Consider the following 16,354-nt stretch of genomic DNA (forward strand, 5'->3'; position numbering starts at 1 on the left):
GGTAATTGACATACGGATTATCAGACAACTTCACAAGACGGCTCCTGTGTTATCTTGAGGTACCGCCACGTCGGTGTCCCCTTTTAACAGTTTGTTGCGTCTTACTATATATTCTGAAGAAGTAAATTGATGGGCGGATACGTCCGTGTCATCTCATAGAAGTTTGTCTGGTAGGTCTGTTGTCGGTAGTCATTCTGTACCCAGCGTGAGGCGTTGGGCTGATAGCTACGACTTCTTCAAAAGCCATCGTACTAACGGACTTCATGCTAAGTGATTGATAATGAACGGTTAAAAAACAATAAATATTTTCCAATTATTTGGAAAGCAACATAGAAGATAACGGATAACAGTTCCGATTTTCTGATTCGGTTTTCAATGATTGATGGCAGTCTCAAATCTCAAATCTCAAATCTCAGTTAATTAATTTGGAAAAACTGTGATATTAAATTTATTATATATATAATATATATATTATATATATAATAATATATATACATAAAAAATACGGTATTTTATGTGTTTACTTTCACTAAACTGAGATTTGAGATTTGAGATTGTTTTTCCTTTTTCGCTAACTGTTATTTGTTATTTGTTTGAAAATCGTTTACAGAAAACTGAAAACTGAAATTCGCTAACTGTAATCTGTAATCTGTAATCTGTAATGCGTAGAGAAAGGAACGAGAAGCCAGTATCTGCGATGGCTTATTCCAGTATCTGTTGTGGGGTATTCCAGTATCTGTTGTGGGTGTATTCCAGTATCTGTTATAAGGGTATTCCAGGCATTGGAAAGGGGGGATTCCAGATACTGGAGTGAGGTGTTCCGTGCAGAATGCTTGAAGTGAGTACTTCAGAGTATAAGTCATGATCAATTTATTTTTTGTTGTATATTTTTTGTTCATTCAGAGAAAAAATGTATCTTTGCACCAAAATTAAATCTAAAACCTAAAAAAGAAATGAGAAAAGTAATTTGTTTGATGCTCCTGTTCGTAAGTATGGGATGCTTCGCACAGGATGAGGTGATTTTCCATAACGGAAATGTTGCCAAAGGAAAGGTCACAGAGGTAACAGATCTGTTTATCAAGTTCCGTTATGAGAACGAGGATGTTGACAATACCATCGGACGTGCCGCCCTCTCAGAGGTGCGTTTCGGCAGCGGTCGTGTGCAGCAGATGTCTCAGAAGGTGTATGTGAACTCACCAGACGACTGGGAGAAGGTGCGCATCGTTAACGATAAGAACGAGGTGCTCGGCTTGAAGTCTCTGGGACAGGTGGAGAAGCACTCCAGTGGTACGTGGTCGTTCTCCATAACGGCAGGTCACTTCAGTGAGAAAACGATGAAAAAGATTCGTAAGGAGGCAGCCAAGCGTGGTGGTTGTATCGTGCTCTTGCTGAGTCAGAGCAGCCAGTCTGGTGGATTCTTCCAGGATGGTCACGCTTCGATGACAGGTGAAATCTATACCTATTGATCATGATGAGAAATACAGTTCTGTTAGTTTTCTCTATCCTCACGATGCTCGCCTACGGGCAGTCAGGTGAGAAGGTGATGTTGGAGGCAGGAACAATCGTTCCTGTGATTGCCAACCAGGAGATCAACGTGCATCAGCTGAAAAATGGTGATATCATCGACTTGGTTACAGCCCGTGCTGTCGTCGTGAAAGGCGGTAAGATTGCCATCCCGATAAATGCCAGGGTAGAGGCACGTGTGCGGACGACCTTGCGTGACTATGTCCCTCAGGTCAGCCGTCGTGTCATTATCGATATCCAGAAAGTTGTTCTTGAGAATGGTAAGGTGATTCCTCTGACCGATGGTGTTATCAGCTTTACCCCTCGTACTGTGAAACCAGAACGTGAGCTCGTTCCCTTGAGAGTGGTTTCCCCCAAAAAGGCATTTATCCCCACGGACTACGAGATGCAACCCAAGGTAGAGGTAACCCAGACACTGGAGTAATCACCCCTCCATCTTGATACCCTGTATATATCCGATCACACCGGCAATGATTAATAAGAATCCTGTCGTTAGGAATGCGTTGGTGGTGTGGTGCAACAGGTAACTAAGTAGCAGGACAAATGTTCCTGCTACTATTAGTATGATACCCATCCATGATACGTGTTTCTTCATCCTTTGGTGTGAATATTTGTTGCAAAGGTAGTATAAATCGGGTGAAAAACCAAAAGAATCCATGCGTTTTATATATTATAATGTGGAATTGGGGTAAAAAAGACCCGGAAAGTTTGGCGGTATGTCTTTTTTTTCGTACCTTTGCACCCGCAATTTTGCAAAATAACAAATAATTATTATTTTTAGTAGTATGAATCAATACGAAACCGTTTTCATTTTAACTCCCGTTTTGTCTGATGAGCAGACAAAGGAAACGGTCGCTAAATTCAAGAAGGTCCTCACCGACAAGGGTGCAGAGATCGTGAACGAAGAGGCCTGGGGATTGAAGAAGATGGCTTATGCTATTCAGAAGAAGTCTACAGGTTTCTATTTCCTGATGGAGTTCAAGGCTGAGCCAGAAGTGATTAAGACTTTGGAGACCGCTTTCCGTCGTGACGAGAAAGTCATCCGTTTCCAGACAGTGAAGTTCGACAAGTATGCTGCAGAGTATGCAGAGAAGCGTCGTAACAAATTTGGTAAAAAAGAGGAGGCTTAAACTATGGCACAAGAGACAGAAATCCGTTATTTGACAGCTCCTTCTATCGACACGAAGAAGAAGAAGTATTGCCGCTTCAAGAAGAGTGGTATTAAGTATGTGGACTATAAGGATCCCGAGTTCCTGAAGAAGTTCCTGAACGAGCAGGGTAAGATTCTTCCCCGTCGTATCACAGGTACCTCGCTGAAGTATCAGCGTCGCGTGGCTCAGGCTGTTAAGCGTGCTCGCCAGATTGCACTGCTTCCTTACGTTACTGATATGTTGAAATAATTAAGGAGGAGGACGACAATATGGAATTAATACTGAAAGAAGATATTATCGGTCTGGGATATAAGAACGATATTGTAAACGTGAAGTCTGGTTACGGTCGTAACTACCTGATTCCTCAGGGTAAGGCAGTCATCGCTTCTCCAATGGCAAAGAAGATCCTTGCCGAGAACCTGAAGCAGCAGGCTCACAAGCTCGCCGCTATCAAGGCTGAGGCTGAAAAGAAGGGTGAGGCTATCAAGGATGTTGCTCTGTGCATCGCCGCTAAGGTTAGTGCTACAGGTCAGCTCTACGGTTCAGTGAACGCTAACATCGTTGCTGAGGAGTTGAAGAAGCTCGGTCATGACATTGATCGTAAGATCATCACCATGACAGACGCAAAGACCGTTGGTGACTATACAGCTATTGTTCACTTCCACAAGGAGGTTGAGGTTGCTATTCCTGTCAAGGTGGTTGCTGAGAATGCACCCGCTGAGAAGAAAGAGGAGGCTGCTCCCGTTGCTGAGGCACCTGTTGCTGAGGCTCCCGTTGAGGAGGCTGCTCCTGCTACAGAAGAATAACCATGCTGTAAAGCAAATCATAGTTATTATACGCAGAGAATCCCGAGTGTTTACTCGGGATTCTTTTTTTTCTAGATTCTCTAGATATTCTAGATATTCTAGATTCTCTAGATTGGCTGGAAAAAAAATAACCGCTGGATTCACATCCAGCGGCATTTCTCTCAATTTTTGTTCGAGTTGTTCTGATTACTTAACGCTATCAGTAGCAACAGAGTCAGCAACAGCGGTAGTGTCAGCGCTATCAACAACCTCTACTGAATCGGTGTCAACCTCAGCCTGCTGAGCCTTGTTACCACAAGAAGCGAAAGAAACAGCTACGATGGCTGCGAACATAAATACTAATTTTTTCATTTTTCTAAGCTTTTTAAATCTGTAAAACAATCATTTGTTTATTAAAACGCTGCAAAGGTAGGCATTTTTTTGATACGTTGTACTTTTTTTTGCGACTTTTTTTTGTGCTTTTTTGTAACTTTTTCGCAAGTCACTTAAAATCAAGCAATTACGAAATGTTAAAAATATCGTCTTTTTTACACTTAATTGAATATTTGCTAAAAAACGACAATAATTGGAAGAATTTGTGTACCTTTGCAATAACAAACACGACACCTTATTATATATATGATAGACTCGTCGATATTTCAAGGCAAGAAAGCCGCCTATTTTACCCTGGGCTGTAAGTTGAACTTCTCAGAGACATCAACCTTCGCGAAGATGCTTCAGGAGATGGGCGTGTTGACAGCTGCCAAGGGAGAGGAGGCGGATATCTGTCTGATCAATACCTGTTCTGTGACGGAGGTCGCTGACCATAAGTGCCGACAAGCCATCCACCGTATGGTACGCCAGCATCCTCATGCCTTTGTGGTGGTGACAGGATGTTATGCGCAGTTGAAGCCGGAAGCGGTCAGTAAGATAGAAGGTGTCGACCTGGTGTTGGGTGCAAATGAGAAGGCTCACCTCATCCAGTTCCTCTCCGATGGTTTCGTGAACCGCAACAGGGTTTCGACCTACAAGACGGAGAAGACGAAGGATATCAAGACCTTCGCACCCTCGTGCTCCCGTGGCAACCGTACCCGTTATTTCCTGAAGGTGCAAGACGGATGTGACTATTTCTGTACCTATTGTACGATACCCTATGCCCGCGGTTTCAGTCGTAATCCCACCATCGCCTCTCTGGTGAGGCAGGCGGAAGAGGCTGTCCGTGAGGGCGGCAAGGAAATCGTGCTGACGGGAGTGAATATCGGTGATTTCGGAAAGACGACAGGGGAGACATTCCTGGATCTCGTGAAGGCACTGGATGACGTAGAGGGTATTGCCCGCTACCGTATCAGTAGTCTGGAGCCTGACCTGCTGACTGACGAGCTGATCGACTTCTGTGCCAAGAGCCGTGCTTTCATGCCGCATTACCATATCCCCTTACAGAGTGGTAGTGATACCGTCTTGAAACTGATGCACCGTCATTACGACCGTCAGTTGTTTGCTGACAAGATCCATCTCATCAAATCAGTGATGCCGGATGCTTTCATTGGTGTCGACGTGATGGTAGGATGCCGGGGAGAGACTCCGGACTGTTTCGAGGAGACGTATGATTTCCTGAATACACTTGACGTGACGCAGTTGCATGTTTTCCCATACTCGGAGCGTCCCGGGACCGCCGCCCTGAAGATACCCTATGTCGTCAGCGATGCCGACAAGCGGGAGCGCAGCAAGCGGCTCCTCGACCTTTCTGACGAGAAGACGCATGCCTTCTATCAGCGATATATCGGACAGGATGCGGAGGTGTTGTTTGAGAAGGCACCACGTGGCAAGGCGATGCATGGGTTCACTAAGAACTATATCCGTGTGGAACTGTCACCCTCTGAGGCTCGTGAGGAATACGATAACCAACTGATACAAGTTCGTCTTGCGGATTTTAATCACGATCAAACGGCACTGAGGGTTGAAAACTTAAAATAATCGTCGCAAGACGCTTTTACAAAGCGAAGCGACTAAAAGAATTGAAGGATTGAAAAAGGTTGCTATTGTCATATTGAACTGGAATGGACAGAAGATGCTACAGCAGTATCTGCCCACAGTACTGCAGTATTCCCGTGAGGAGGCAGTCGTCTATGTGGCGGATAACGCCTCCACGGACGACTCCCTGGAACTGCTCGCCAAGGATTTCCCAGAGTGTAAGGTCATCCGGTTAGAGAAAAACTGGGGTTTTGCGGAAGGTTATAACCAGGCATTACGACAGGTGGACGCGGAGTATTACCTGTTGTTGAATAGTGATATAGAGGTGACCCACCACTGGCTCACCCCCCTTGTTGAGTTCATGGATGTCCATCCGGAGGTGGCTGCATGCCAGCCCAAGCTGCTCTCCATCTTCGATAAGGACAGGTTTGAGTATGCGGGGGCGAGTGGGGGATTCCTCGACCGTCTTGGTTATCCGTTCTGCAGAGGACGTATCTTTGACACTGTGGAACAAGATGACGGACAGTACGACTATGCTATGGAAATCCTCTGGGCAACAGGTGCGGCACTGATGATACGCTCCAAAGACTATTGGGACGCTGGTGGGCTGGATGCCCGTTTCTTTGCCCATAACGAGGAGATAGACCTCTGTTGGCGGCTGCGCATTCGTGGTCGTAAGATATACTGTCTGCCAGAGAGCTATGTATATCATGTGGGAGGTGGTACGTTGCCGAAGGGTAACCCCATGAAGACCTTCCTCAATTTCCGTAATAACCTGACGATGCTTTACAAGTGTCTTCCTGACTCGGAACTCAACCGGGTGATGCGATGGCGGTGGTTCCTTGACTACCTCGCTGCCTGGCAGACCCTGTTGATGAATGGGAACTGGGGAGACTTCTGTGCCATCTACCGTGCCCGTCGGGCTTTCAAGCGATGGAGGCATGACTTTGACACAGACCGTTCGGCTGTCCAGCAGTCACGGGTGTGTGACGTTATTCCAGAGCAGTGTTCCTTCTCTATCCTCTGGCAATACTACGTCAAAGGACGAAAACACTTTCAAAATTTGGTTTTTCATTCAAATTGTACTACCTTTGCAGATTAGAATTAAACAACATAACAAGATATGAAGAAATTATTATTGGGAGACGAGGCGATAGCTCAAGGCGCGTTGGATGCGGGCTTGAGTGGTGTATATGCCTATCCGGGTACTCCTTCTACAGAGATTACAGAGTATATTCAGATGTCACCACTTGCCAAGGAGCGTGGTGTGCACAGCCGCTGGTCGACTAACGAGAAGACAGCGATGGAGGCAGCACTGGGTATGTCGTTTATGGGTAAGCGTGCGTTGGTATGTATGAAGCACGTGGGTCTGAATGTGTGTGCCGACCCGTTCGTGAACGCCGGCATGACGGGTACCAATGGCGGACTCGTCGTACTGGTTGCTGACGACCCCTCCATGCACTCCTCACAGGATGAGCAGGACTCCCGCTTCTATGGTAAGTTTGCGATGATTCCCACCCTGGAGCCCAGCAGTCAGCAAGAGGCATACGACATGATTCAGGAGGCTTTTGAGATGTCGGAGCAGCTGCACCTGCCTGTCCTGATGCGTGTCACCACTCGTATGGCACACTCTCGTGCCGTCGTGAATTGTGTTGACGAGCCACGTCAGCAGAACGAGCTGAACTATGACGCACAGGCTTCGAGCTGGGTATTGCTGCCAGCTTTTGCCCGTAAGCGTAATGATATCGTGACAGCACAGCAGCCGCTGTTGGAGCAGATGGCTGTGGACAGCAAGTATAATGCGTATGTGGACGCTGACGACCGTGAGTTAGGTGTCATTGCCAGCGGTATCGCATATAACTATCTCATGGAGTGCTTCCCTAACGGATGTCCGTTCCCGGTATTGAAGATCTCGCAGTATCCTATTCCCAAGAAATTGATTCGCAGGATGACGGATGATTGTGAGTTCGTGCTGATTGCCGAGGAGGGACAGCCCTTCATCGAGGATCAGGTGCGTGGCGTGATGCCAGGTAATGCCGTCATCAAAGGACGACTGACTGGTGAGCTGCCTCGTACGGGTGAGTTGAACCCAGATTTGATCAAGAAGGCGCTGGGACTCTCTGAGAACACTGAGGACACTGAGTATTCTGACATCCTCTCTCATGTTGTGGCACGTCCACCCGCACTCTGTCAGGGGTGTGGTCACCGTGATGTATATACCGCACTGAACCAAGTGCTACTCGACTATCCCAATGCCCGTGTGTTTGGTGATATCGGTTGCTATACCTTGGGCTTCCTGCCACCCTATAAGGCTATCCACTCTTGTGTGGACATGGGTGCCTCCATCACGATGGCAAAGGGTGCCTCGGATGCGGGACAGTGGCCTGCTGTCGCTATCATCGGCGACTCTACGTTTACGCACTCAGGTATGACGGGACTGTTGGATGCCATCAATGAGAATGCCGATATCACCGTCATCATCAGTGATAACCTGACGACGGCAATGACAGGTGGACAGGACTCTGCCGGTACGAATAAGTTCGAGGCGATCTGCCGGGGTTTGGGCTTGAGCGACGACCACCTGAAAGTGGTGGTGCCACTGCCTAAGAACATGGAGGAGATCACCAAGACGATCCGTGAGGAGATCAACTATCACGGTGTCAGTGTCATCATCCCGCGTCGTGAGTGTATGCAGACACTACAGCGTCATCTTAAGCAGAAGAAGGCTGCTGAGAAAAAGTAAGAATGTAAAAATGTAAAATGAAGATGAAGACAGATATTATACTTTGTGGTGTAGGAGGACAGGGTATCCTCTCTATCGCAACGATTATCGGCGAGGCAGCCATGAATGAGAACCTGTATATCAAACAGGCTGAGGTTCATGGTATGTCCCAGCGTGGTGGTGACGTACAGTCGAACCTCCGTATCTCCAGCAACCCGATTGCCAGTGACCTGATACCAAAGGGTGGGGCAGACGTGATTATCTCGATGGAGCCGATGGAGGCACTGCGTTACCTGCCGTTCCTTTCGAAAGAGGGATGGGTCATCACGTCAAGTACTCCTTTCGTGAATATTCCCAACTATCCTGATATAGAGAAGATTAAGGAAGACCTGAATGGTCTTAAGAATGTCATTATGCTGGATATCGAGCAGGCAGCGAAGGACGCTGGTGTTCCTCGTTCTGCCAATGTCATCCTGTTGGGAGCCGCACAGAAAGCATTGGGTATCGAATACGAGAAGTTGGAGGATGCCATTCGTCGTGTGTTCGGTCGCAAGGGAGAGGCTATTGTTGAGGCGAATATCAAGGCACTGGCTATCGGACGCCAGGCCCAGAAATAGTTCTAGGTTCATAATTCATGGTTATGATGGAGACACCAATTAAGAGAGAGATTGTTGACGGACTTGTTGAGGAGTTAGGTATTGATGATTTTGCCAAGGCGACGATCCGTGAGGTAAAGCAAGTGGCGGCAAAGGCGGAGAAAGCCTCTGGTGTGGAGTTCATCAAGATGGAGATGGGTATCCCGGGACTTCCTGCCGCACAGGTCGGTGTTGATGCCCAGGTCAAGGCATTACAGGAGGGCATCGCCCACAGCTATCCTGACATACAAGGTGCCCCTGTGTTGAAACAGGAGGCTTCCCGTTTCGTCAAGGCGTTCATCGGTCTGGACGTCGCCCCCGAGTGTTGTGTACCTGTTTGTGGCTCTATGCAGGGTACGTTCGCATCGTTCCTCACCTGTTCGCAGGCAGACAAGCAGAAGGATACCGTATTGTTTATTGACCCGGGATTCCCTGTTCAGAAGATGCAGCTGCAGGTGCAGGGCGTGAAGTACGAGACTTTTGATGTCTATGACTATCGTGGTGAGAAATTAGGTCCGAAACTGGAGAGTTATCTTAAGAATGGAAATATCTGTGCCATCGTCTATTCGAATCCTAATAATCCCGCATGGATTTGCTTGAACGAGGATGAGCTGAAGACGGTTGGTGGTCTTGCTACCCAATACGATACTATTGTGATGGAAGACCTTGCATATTTCGCGATGGACTTCCGCAAAGACCTGAGTGTGCCTTTCCAGCCACCTTACCAGCCGTCCGTGGGACGCTATACGGATAACTATATCCTACTGATCAGTGGCTCGAAGGCTTTCAGCTATGCCGGTGAGCGTATTGGTGTGACTTGTATCAGTAACAAACTGTTTCATCGTCATTATCCCGACCTGGCAGCACGTTATGAGGGACTTCCCTTCGGACTGGTATTCTCGACTCGTATGCTTTACGCCTTGTCGTCAGGAACGAGTCACTCGGCACAGTTTGCCCTGGCGGCGATGCTGAAGGCGGCAAGTGACGGCACTTACAATTTCCGGAAGGAGGTTCTTGTATATGGTGAGCGAGCTCGTAAGTTGAAGGAGATTTTCTGTCGTTATGGTTTTCATATCGTTTATGACAAAGACCTTGATGAGCCTGTTGCCGACGGTTTCTATTTCACTATTGGCTATAAGGGGATGACGAGTGGTGAGCTTGCCAAGGAACTGATGTATTATGGTGTGAGTGCTATCTGTCTGATCACAACGGGTTCTCATCAGGAAGGCTTGCGCGTTTGTACCTCGTTCATTGAGGATCATCAATATGCCTTACTGGAGGAGCGTATGAAGATGTGGAAAGCCAATCACGAGAAATAAAATAAAAAAGGAACCAAACGGTTCCTTTTTTTATTCACTCATATCTACTGGCTGGAAATGAAAATCCGCTGTCGTCAGATACCTCACGTCGTATTTCCCTTTCGCCTTGATGGTGTATTCCTTACGTAGCTTGATGAATTTCTTCTCAGCTTCTTTGCGGGTCAGCGCATACATCACCACACAGACACGGTTTGGTTGTTGCATGTTGTTGGCAAGGAAGTCCTTCAGCTGATAGGAATAGTGCTGACGACCCATCAGGAATTTTGTCTTCGTGTCATACCACGCACCCTCTACCTCCTGTACGTCTGTCATATAGACGATGGAATCCTGGAAGGATGCGGAGAAACCGAACATATACATCTTCGGTGCTTTCATACGCTTCGCCTGCATCTCTGTAGGTATCGCCACAGCTATGAGCAGGGAAAACAGGATATACTTTAAAATCTTCATTGTCCTAAATATGCTTTTAACATTTTGTTCTTTGTATTACTACGCAGACGACGGATTGCTTTTTCCTTGATCTGACGGACACGCTCACGGGTCAGCCCGTATTTCGTACCAATCTCCTCAAGTGTCATCTCTGGCTGATTGATGCCGAAGAATGCTTCGATCACTTTGCGCTCCCTGTCATTTAGCATCTTCAGCGCATTGGTGATTTCTGCCCTCAGTGACTCTATCACCAGCTGACGGTCAGCCATAGGAGCGTCATCGTTGACGAGGATATCCAACAGACTATTGTCTTCTCCATCCACAAAGGGAGCGTCAACGGAGACGTGATGTCCACTCACATGCAAGGCATCGTCAATCTTGTCCTCTGGCAAGTCGATTTTCTCAGCAAGCTCCTCTGTGGAGGGGCGGCGCTCATGCTCCTGTTCAAAACGGTTTGCCTCACGATTAATCTTATTCACCGCTCCTACTTGGTTGAGGGGCAGACGGACGATACGGCTCTGTTCGGCAATCGCCTGCAGGATGCTCTGACGGATCCACCATACAGCATAGGAGATGAACTTAAAACCACGAGTCTCATCAAACTTCTCTGCGGCTTTGATGAGTCCGAGGTTTCCCTCGTTGATCAGATCGGCAAGTGACAGTCCTTGGTTCTGGTACTGCTTGGCTACGGAGACAACAAATCGGAGGTTCGCCTTGGTCAGTTTTTCCAGTGCCTTCCGGTCACCTTTCCTGATGCGTTGCGCCAATTCCACTTCTTCGTCTGTCGAGAGGAGTTCCTCTTTACCTATTTCCTGTAAATACTTATCAAGAGATTCACTCTCTCGATTCGTAATGGACTTCGTGATTTTTAGTTGTCTCATTTAGTAGTTTTTTATAAGCCGGATGCAAAAGTAAGGTATTTTTTCGGAATAACCAAAAGAATACCTTACTTTTTAATATGGGAATGTCAAATATTACTCATTCTGCAAGTAGACTACAAAACCGCCACGTTTACCAGTGGGGTAGAGTCCCTTGATGACAAGCATCTGATCCTTGGCATCCTTGACGGCTTGCTGCAGGTCATCGAAGGAACGCATAGGCTGGTCGTTGACATTCTGGATGATGAAGCCCTTTGGAACACCTGCCTCTTTCATCTTACCTCCACTGACTTTCAGTACTTCCAGTCCATAGCTGATCTCCAGTTGTTTCTTCTGGGAGTCAGTGATAGGACGTACGTCAATACCGAGGATGTCTACGTCAGCGTTCTTCACCACCTTCGTCGTACCCTGCTCGTTCTTGAGCGTTAATGTAGCGGTCTTCTCCTTTTTGTTACGCAGATAGGTAACACTCACTTTGTCACCAGGACGCTTCTGAGCCATGATACCTTGGAGCTCACCGAACTTCTTCACCTTCTTTCCGTCGATGGCTGTGATGACATCACCCTTCTGCAGACCAGCGGCTGCGGCAGCACCGTCTTCCACTACTTCTGCGATATAGATACCTTCCATAGTACCGAGGTCAATCTCATTGCCCTTTTCTTTCTCCATATCCACGTAGTTGCTGACATCGGAGCCCTTGATACCTATCATGGCGCGCTGTACGGCACCGTATTTCTTGATATCCTCGACGACCTTGTTCATAATAGCGGTAGGAATGGCGAAACCATAACCGATGTTAGAACCAGTCTGAGAGTAAATCATGGCATTGATACCAATCAGCTCACCACGGGTATTCACCAACGCACCACCGGAATTACCCTGGTTGATGGCAGCGTCTGTCTGGATCATGGAGGCAACGCCTTCACCCATCTGACGAGCCTTGGCGCTGACGATACCTGCTGTTACTGTGTTGTTAAGCCCCAGCGGGTTACCTACGGCAAGTACCCATTCACCAATCTTCACATTGTCCGAGTTGGCAATGACGATGGCAGGCAGGTCTTTGGCGTCAATCTTGATGAGTGCCAGGTCCGTCGTCTTGTCGGCACCGATGATACGGGCAGAGTACTCCTTGGAGTTCTCGTTTAAGGTAACTGTCAACTCATCGGCTCCATCTACCACATGGTTGTTGGTGACGATATATCCGTCAGCGGAGATGATGACACCACTACCGGCAGCGGCACGTTTAGGAGTCTGCACCTGACGCTTGCGGGTACCATTGTTTCCCTGTCCACGTCCGAAGAAACCACCAAAGGGGTCTGAGAAGAAATCCTCGAAAGGATCACTGTATTCTACGGTCTGTGTCTTTGAGTTGATGACAGATTTGATATAGACTACTGAGGGCAGCGACTTCTCGGCTGCGTAAGTCAGGTCTACGGGTTGTCCTGGTGCGGCGGCAGGAGCTGCCTGTGTCTTGTTGCATGATGCCGCGGAGAATGCGATAACTACTAAGTAAATCGCTGGAAATAAATTCTTCACAATCTTTTTCATTTGTCTATTCTGTTAAATGTTTATATTCATTGTTCGTGAAATCGAGTGCAAATATAGACGCAAAATTTGGTAAACTGCCAAATTGTCGTATCTTTTTGTCGCAATTTAACAATTCCGTCGCCTTACTTAACGGCTATTTGAAATTAACGCTCCAAAGTTGAAATACTGATAAAATTAACGGATGTCAGCCCAGATACTTCCATATAGTTAATTAACGGAGATTTCTCCCCGGATACTTTGTCGCATCAGTTCACGTACCTGTTCTGGATCTTGATAGTGGGATTGTAAAAACATCAGTTTTGTGACAGCACTCTCTACCGTAGAGTCGTAGCCACTGATGACACCTGCTTCCTGTAACTGATATCCTGTGTCGTAGCGTCCCATCTCCACCATGCCTTGCATACACTGGCTGATATTGATGACCACCTTACCGTTTCTGGTGGCTTCTCTCAATGCTTGCAGCACCCAGGGAAGCTGGGGGGCGTTGCCGCTTCCGAAGGTGCGCATCACGATACTCTTCAGATTTGGTGTGGCAATGATATGACGTACCAGGTCCTCACGAATACCAGGGAAAAGGGAGAAGATGATGACATTGTTGTCGAGTCGGAAATGAGGCTTCATAGGTTTGTCCCATTTGGGGGTGAGTATCCTGTCGGTGTGATAGGTGATATTCACACCGGCATCCACCAGATGCGGATAATTGAACGACTCGAAGGCATTAAATTCTTCGGCACTCTGTTTGGTTGTACGATTGCCACGCAGGAGATGACCATTGAAATAGATTCCAACCTCTGGAACAAGGGCATGTCCTGTCTCATCTTTAGCAGCGGCAATCTCTATAGATGTGATAAGGTTTTCCTTGCCATCCGTTCGCAACTGTCCGATGGGCAGTTGCGAACCAGTAAAGATGACAGGTCTTGTCAGGTTTTCCAACATATAGGAGAGGGCGGAGGCGGTATATGCCATTGTGTCAGTGCCATGCAAGACCACAAAGCCGTCGTAGTCAAGATAATGGTCAGTGATGACATGGCTCAGTTCTGTCCATCGTGCAGGTGTCATATCACTGGAGTCTATTGGCGGGTCAAACTGATAGGTGTCGATGACGAGTTCGAATTCCCTAAGCTCCGGGACATTCACCAACAGGTGTTCGAAGTCGAAAGGCTCCAGGGCCCCGGTCTTAGGATTACGATTCATCCCGATGGTCCCACCTGTGTAGATCAACAGCACTTTATTAGCCATAGAAATCTCCTCTTTCCTCTCTTCTTTATTATAATTGTATTTGCAGCATCACGAAGGAGTAGGGAGCCAGTTCCATCGTCGTCTTGCTCTTCAGACTGATCGTCTCTGTCTTGGGGGCGATAGGCTGCTGATCGTAGTTGTTCTCAGCATCCGGCTGACCCGTCAGCGTTGTCTTGACAGCCTTCTTCACACCCTTGAAACGAGAGAGGTTGATAGTTGCCTTTTTCGCTTGGTCACCAGCATTACAGAGTTTCACGAAAAGCTGACGAGTCTTTACGTTCAGAACGACACTCTGTCCCTGCAGGTATCCACTTTCCTGACCTTCAGGAAGTCCCTTCCAACGAGGTGCGACATCGGGATTCTCAATCGTCACACAGTCACCATAGTAGTACTGTCCGGCACTCTGTCCGAACATCTGCTGTATATAATAGCTGCAGGTAAGGAACGGACGCTCGTTGTCGAAGTAAATGAGGTCGGGGTTCCAGTTGGTGGCATTCTTGCGGGCAAAGAGAGGAGCGTAGGATGTCATGCATACGATATCGCCGTTACGCTCTACATTCAACAGGTACAGTCCTTCTGCAAGGGCATCAATGAGTTTCTTGTCCTTAGAAGCGTATTCTCCAAGATAGACCTTAGTCTTGCGGTCGCGAGGATAGTAGTTGTACTGGCGGCTGCTAAGGAAATATTGGTTCGGCTCATAGTAATGCTCATCAATGATAGGCATACCCAGCTCGTCAGCCAGTTTCCAACCGTTCTCCAAGTCGGGGTTGCCGGGATGGGAACCAGGACCTGCTGTTCCTACGATAACGATTTGCGGATATTTCTCCGTCACTTTCTTGTAGATATACTTGAAACGCTCACAGAACTCAGGAGAGATACGCTCCTCGTTACCCAGTCCGAGATATTTGAGGTTGAAAGGTTGTGGATGACCTGCCTCTGCACGCATCTTCGCCCATTTGTTGGTGGCAGGGTCACCATTAGCCCACTCAATGAGGTCGATGGCTTCCTGTACCCATTCGTCCATCTCTGACATCGGGACAACATCCTGTGCCTGTTCTTTCATACCCCATCCGCCGTTGGTACCCTGACAGCTCACACCACAGGGGAGAATGGGCAGCGGCTCCATATTTAAATCCTCACAGAACTGGAAATACTCATAGTAGCCCAGTCCCATACTCTGATGGTAGCCCCATGTGTTCTTCAGACCACGACGCTGCTCTTTAGGACCGATGGTCGTCTTCCAGCGATAGGTGTCCCAGAATCCGTCACCACCTCCATGGACGACACAGCCGCCGGGGAAACGCATGAACTTGGGATGCAGGGCAGCAAGAGCCTCGGCGAGATCCTTACGCAGACCATGTCCTTTATAGGTGTCCTCGGGCATCAGCGATATCATGTCGACATCGATGGTGCCAGTCTGTAAAACGAGTATCTGTAAAGCAGCGTTCTGTACTGTCTCTGTGGCAGTCAGCTGTGCCTCGTATTTTTTCCAGTTGGCAGCGTCAGCAGTGATGGTCGCCTCTGCCAACAGCTTGGGGTCCTTTCCCCATCCTTGTGGCTGAACAAGGGCGACGCGCACCTGTTTTGCCTCTCCCTTCACATTACGGAGGAAGACGGAGAAGTCGTATTTCGCACCAGCCTTGACGGAGATGCCGTCGAAACCGTTGTTCTGGAGTCCGAAGCCTTTCCATCCTGTATAGTCATAGTACTCCTTCGTCCTTTCAATGTTGAGTCGCATGTAGGTTGGGTTGTTAGGATGGATAGGATTGTCCATGCGTACCTCTGTGTAACCCAGAGAATGACCCGGACGGACGGTCTGCCATGCAGTACCTGCTCCCCAACCGTCACGCTCTGACAGGTTATACTCAAATGAGCCGTTTTGTACCAGTTCCGCATACAGGCCACCATCTGCAGAACTACTGATATCCTCAAAGAAGATACCTATCAGTTCGTCACTAATCACCTTACCGCCTGCAGGAGCTTTAATGGCTTTCTGGGCATTCATACACAAAGAAGCTGACAATAAAAATGCCCCACAAATTAATTTTTTGTTCATACTTATAGTTGTTTTGTTTAGAAATCGTGCTACAAAGGTACGCATTTTCCTTTATACCTCCGTCATCGTTTACGTTAATTTTTCTTCATTTTTAAGT

At 47.7% G+C, this 16,354-nt stretch carries 18 protein-coding genes; 11 read left to right on the forward strand and 7 right to left on the reverse strand.

What is annotated here, in order from left to right; genetic code table 11:
* Nucleotides 1–661 precede the first annotated feature (661 nt).
* The 3 genes from BM257_RS14865 (at nucleotide 662) to BM257_RS09925 (ending at nucleotide 1,948) form a co-directional block, all read left to right on the forward strand.
* Nucleotides 662–814 carry a hypothetical protein gene (locus BM257_RS14865; protein WP_177216080.1) on the forward strand — a complete coding sequence of 51 codons (153 nt, stop codon included), beginning with the start codon at nucleotides 662–664 and terminating at the stop codon, nucleotides 812–814.
* Nucleotides 815–953: 139 nt separating this feature from the next.
* A complete protein-coding gene (locus tag BM257_RS09920; protein WP_092071814.1) occupies nucleotides 954–1,466 on the forward strand; it encodes a hypothetical protein in 513 nt (170 codons plus the stop codon).
* Nucleotides 1,467–1,468: 2 nt separating this feature from the next.
* Nucleotides 1,469–1,948, forward strand: a complete 480-nt coding sequence (locus BM257_RS09925) for a hypothetical protein (protein WP_092071815.1) — start codon at nucleotides 1,469–1,471, stop codon at nucleotides 1,946–1,948.
* Here BM257_RS09925 and BM257_RS14870 read toward each other — a convergent pair whose 3' ends face one another.
* Complete coding sequence (locus BM257_RS14870) at nucleotides 1,949–2,119, reverse strand: hypothetical protein (RefSeq protein ID WP_177216081.1); 171 nt, start codon at nucleotides 2,117–2,119, stop codon at nucleotides 1,949–1,951.
* A 190-nt stretch (nucleotides 2,120–2,309) separates the two neighbouring features.
* Here BM257_RS14870 and rpsF point away from each other — a divergent pair, with 190 nt between their 5' ends.
* From rpsF to rplI, 3 genes are read left to right on the forward strand one after another with little or no spacing between them, the layout of a single operon-like run.
* Nucleotides 2,310–2,654 carry a 30S ribosomal protein S6 gene (rpsF, locus tag BM257_RS09930; RefSeq protein ID WP_092071816.1) on the forward strand — a complete coding sequence of 115 codons (345 nt, stop codon included), beginning with the start codon at nucleotides 2,310–2,312 and terminating at the stop codon, nucleotides 2,652–2,654.
* 3 nt (nucleotides 2,655–2,657) lie between these two features.
* On the forward strand, nucleotides 2,658–2,924 hold the full coding sequence (rpsR, locus tag BM257_RS09935) for a 30S ribosomal protein S18 (RefSeq protein ID WP_092071817.1): 267 nt from the start codon (nucleotides 2,658–2,660) through the stop codon (nucleotides 2,922–2,924).
* Between the two features lie 20 nt (nucleotides 2,925–2,944).
* Nucleotides 2,945–3,481, forward strand: a complete 537-nt coding sequence (gene rplI / locus BM257_RS09940; RefSeq protein WP_092071818.1) for a 50S ribosomal protein L9 — start codon at nucleotides 2,945–2,947, stop codon at nucleotides 3,479–3,481.
* 186 nt (nucleotides 3,482–3,667) lie between these two features.
* Here the strand turns inward: rplI and BM257_RS14875 are convergent, their stop codons facing one another.
* The gene (locus BM257_RS14875; protein ID WP_177216082.1) at nucleotides 3,668–3,832 is read right to left on the reverse strand and encodes a PG1828 family lipoprotein; all 165 of its coding nucleotides are present in this window, start codon (nucleotides 3,830–3,832) and stop codon (nucleotides 3,668–3,670) included.
* Between the two features lie 267 nt (nucleotides 3,833–4,099).
* Between BM257_RS14875 and mtaB the strand changes: the two genes are divergently transcribed.
* From mtaB to BM257_RS09970, 5 genes are read left to right on the forward strand one after another with little or no spacing between them, the layout of a single operon-like run.
* The gene (gene mtaB / locus BM257_RS09950; protein ID WP_092071820.1) at nucleotides 4,100–5,434 is read left to right on the forward strand and encodes a tRNA (N(6)-L-threonylcarbamoyladenosine(37)-C(2))-methylthiotransferase MtaB; all 1,335 of its coding nucleotides are present in this window, start codon (nucleotides 4,100–4,102) and stop codon (nucleotides 5,432–5,434) included.
* A 49-nt stretch (nucleotides 5,435–5,483) separates the two neighbouring features.
* Entirely contained in the window at nucleotides 5,484–6,533 is a 1,050-nt protein-coding gene (locus tag BM257_RS09955; protein WP_177216083.1) for a glycosyltransferase family 2 protein, read from the forward strand.
* A 21-nt stretch (nucleotides 6,534–6,554) separates the two neighbouring features.
* Entirely contained in the window at nucleotides 6,555–8,174 is a 1,620-nt protein-coding gene (locus tag BM257_RS09960) for a thiamine pyrophosphate-dependent enzyme (protein WP_092071825.1), read from the forward strand.
* Between the two features lie 23 nt (nucleotides 8,175–8,197).
* Nucleotides 8,198–8,770 carry an indolepyruvate oxidoreductase subunit beta gene (locus BM257_RS09965; protein ID WP_092072135.1) on the forward strand — a complete coding sequence of 191 codons (573 nt, stop codon included), beginning with the start codon at nucleotides 8,198–8,200 and terminating at the stop codon, nucleotides 8,768–8,770.
* Nucleotides 8,771–8,793: 23 nt separating this feature from the next.
* Complete coding sequence (locus tag BM257_RS09970) at nucleotides 8,794–10,107, forward strand: aminotransferase class I/II-fold pyridoxal phosphate-dependent enzyme (protein WP_092071827.1); 1,314 nt, start codon at nucleotides 8,794–8,796, stop codon at nucleotides 10,105–10,107.
* Between the two features lie 30 nt (nucleotides 10,108–10,137).
* Here BM257_RS09970 and BM257_RS09975 read toward each other — a convergent pair whose 3' ends face one another.
* The 5 genes from BM257_RS09975 to BM257_RS09995 all read right to left on the reverse strand — a co-directional run bounded on the left by BM257_RS09975 (nucleotide 10,138) and on the right by BM257_RS09995 (nucleotide 16,257).
* The gene (locus tag BM257_RS09975; RefSeq protein WP_255405733.1) at nucleotides 10,138–10,557 is read right to left on the reverse strand and encodes a hypothetical protein; all 420 of its coding nucleotides are present in this window, start codon (nucleotides 10,555–10,557) and stop codon (nucleotides 10,138–10,140) included.
* Nucleotides 10,554–11,417, reverse strand: a complete 864-nt coding sequence (locus tag BM257_RS09980; protein WP_092071830.1) for a sigma-70 family RNA polymerase sigma factor — start codon at nucleotides 11,415–11,417, stop codon at nucleotides 10,554–10,556. Before BM257_RS09980 ends, BM257_RS09975 begins: the two co-directional genes overlap by 4 nt.
* Before the next feature lie 93 nt (nucleotides 11,418–11,510).
* Nucleotides 11,511–12,962 carry a trypsin-like peptidase domain-containing protein gene (locus tag BM257_RS09985; protein WP_092071833.1) on the reverse strand — a complete coding sequence of 484 codons (1,452 nt, stop codon included), beginning with the start codon at nucleotides 12,960–12,962 and terminating at the stop codon, nucleotides 11,511–11,513.
* Between the two features lie 207 nt (nucleotides 12,963–13,169).
* On the reverse strand, nucleotides 13,170–14,207 hold the full coding sequence (locus BM257_RS09990; RefSeq protein WP_092071835.1) for an asparaginase: 1,038 nt from the start codon (nucleotides 14,205–14,207) through the stop codon (nucleotides 13,170–13,172).
* Nucleotides 14,208–14,229: 22 nt separating this feature from the next.
* Nucleotides 14,230–16,257 (reverse strand): alpha-L-arabinofuranosidase C-terminal domain-containing protein, encoded by a 2,028-nt coding sequence (locus tag BM257_RS09995; RefSeq protein WP_177216084.1) that lies wholly within the window; start codon nucleotides 16,255–16,257, stop codon nucleotides 14,230–14,232.
* Between the last annotated feature and the right edge of the window lie 97 nt (nucleotides 16,258–16,354).

The sequence above is a fragment of the Prevotella sp. tf2-5 genome (assembly GCF_900115435.1).
GTDB lineage: Bacteria > Bacteroidota > Bacteroidia > Bacteroidales > Bacteroidaceae > Prevotella.

Excerpts from the sequence above, each read along its gene's own strand:
- BM257_RS14865 (WP_177216080.1), top strand. The coding sequence starts at position 662 with ATGCGTAGAGAAAGGAACGAGAAGCCAGTATCTGCGATGGCTTATTCC.
- BM257_RS09920 (WP_092071814.1), top strand. The coding sequence starts at position 954 with ATGAGAAAAGTAATTTGTTTGATGCTCCTGTTCGTAAGTATGGGATGC.
- BM257_RS09925 (WP_092071815.1), top strand. The coding sequence starts at position 1,469 with ATGATGAGAAATACAGTTCTGTTAGTTTTCTCTATCCTCACGATGCTC.
- BM257_RS14870 (WP_177216081.1), bottom strand. The coding sequence starts at position 2,119 with ATGAAGAAACACGTATCATGGATGGGTATCATACTAATAGTAGCAGGA.
- rpsF (WP_092071816.1), top strand. The coding sequence starts at position 2,310 with ATGAATCAATACGAAACCGTTTTCATTTTAACTCCCGTTTTGTCTGAT.
- rpsR (WP_092071817.1), top strand. The coding sequence starts at position 2,658 with ATGGCACAAGAGACAGAAATCCGTTATTTGACAGCTCCTTCTATCGAC.
- rplI (WP_092071818.1), top strand. The coding sequence starts at position 2,945 with ATGGAATTAATACTGAAAGAAGATATTATCGGTCTGGGATATAAGAAC.
- BM257_RS14875 (WP_177216082.1), bottom strand. The coding sequence starts at position 3,832 with ATGAAAAAATTAGTATTTATGTTCGCAGCCATCGTAGCTGTTTCTTTC.
- mtaB (WP_092071820.1), top strand. The coding sequence starts at position 4,100 with ATGATAGACTCGTCGATATTTCAAGGCAAGAAAGCCGCCTATTTTACC.
- BM257_RS09960 (WP_092071825.1), top strand. The coding sequence starts at position 6,555 with ATGAAGAAATTATTATTGGGAGACGAGGCGATAGCTCAAGGCGCGTTG.
- BM257_RS09965 (WP_092072135.1), top strand. The coding sequence starts at position 8,198 with ATGAAGACAGATATTATACTTTGTGGTGTAGGAGGACAGGGTATCCTC.
- BM257_RS09970 (WP_092071827.1), top strand. The coding sequence starts at position 8,794 with ATGATGGAGACACCAATTAAGAGAGAGATTGTTGACGGACTTGTTGAG.
- BM257_RS09975 (WP_255405733.1), bottom strand. The coding sequence starts at position 10,557 with ATGAAGATTTTAAAGTATATCCTGTTTTCCCTGCTCATAGCTGTGGCG.
- BM257_RS09980 (WP_092071830.1), bottom strand. The coding sequence starts at position 11,417 with ATGAGACAACTAAAAATCACGAAGTCCATTACGAATCGAGAGAGTGAA.
- BM257_RS09985 (WP_092071833.1), bottom strand. The coding sequence starts at position 12,962 with ATGAAAAAGATTGTGAAGAATTTATTTCCAGCGATTTACTTAGTAGTT.
- BM257_RS09995 (WP_177216084.1), bottom strand. The coding sequence starts at position 16,257 with ATGAACAAAAAATTAATTTGTGGGGCATTTTTATTGTCAGCTTCTTTG.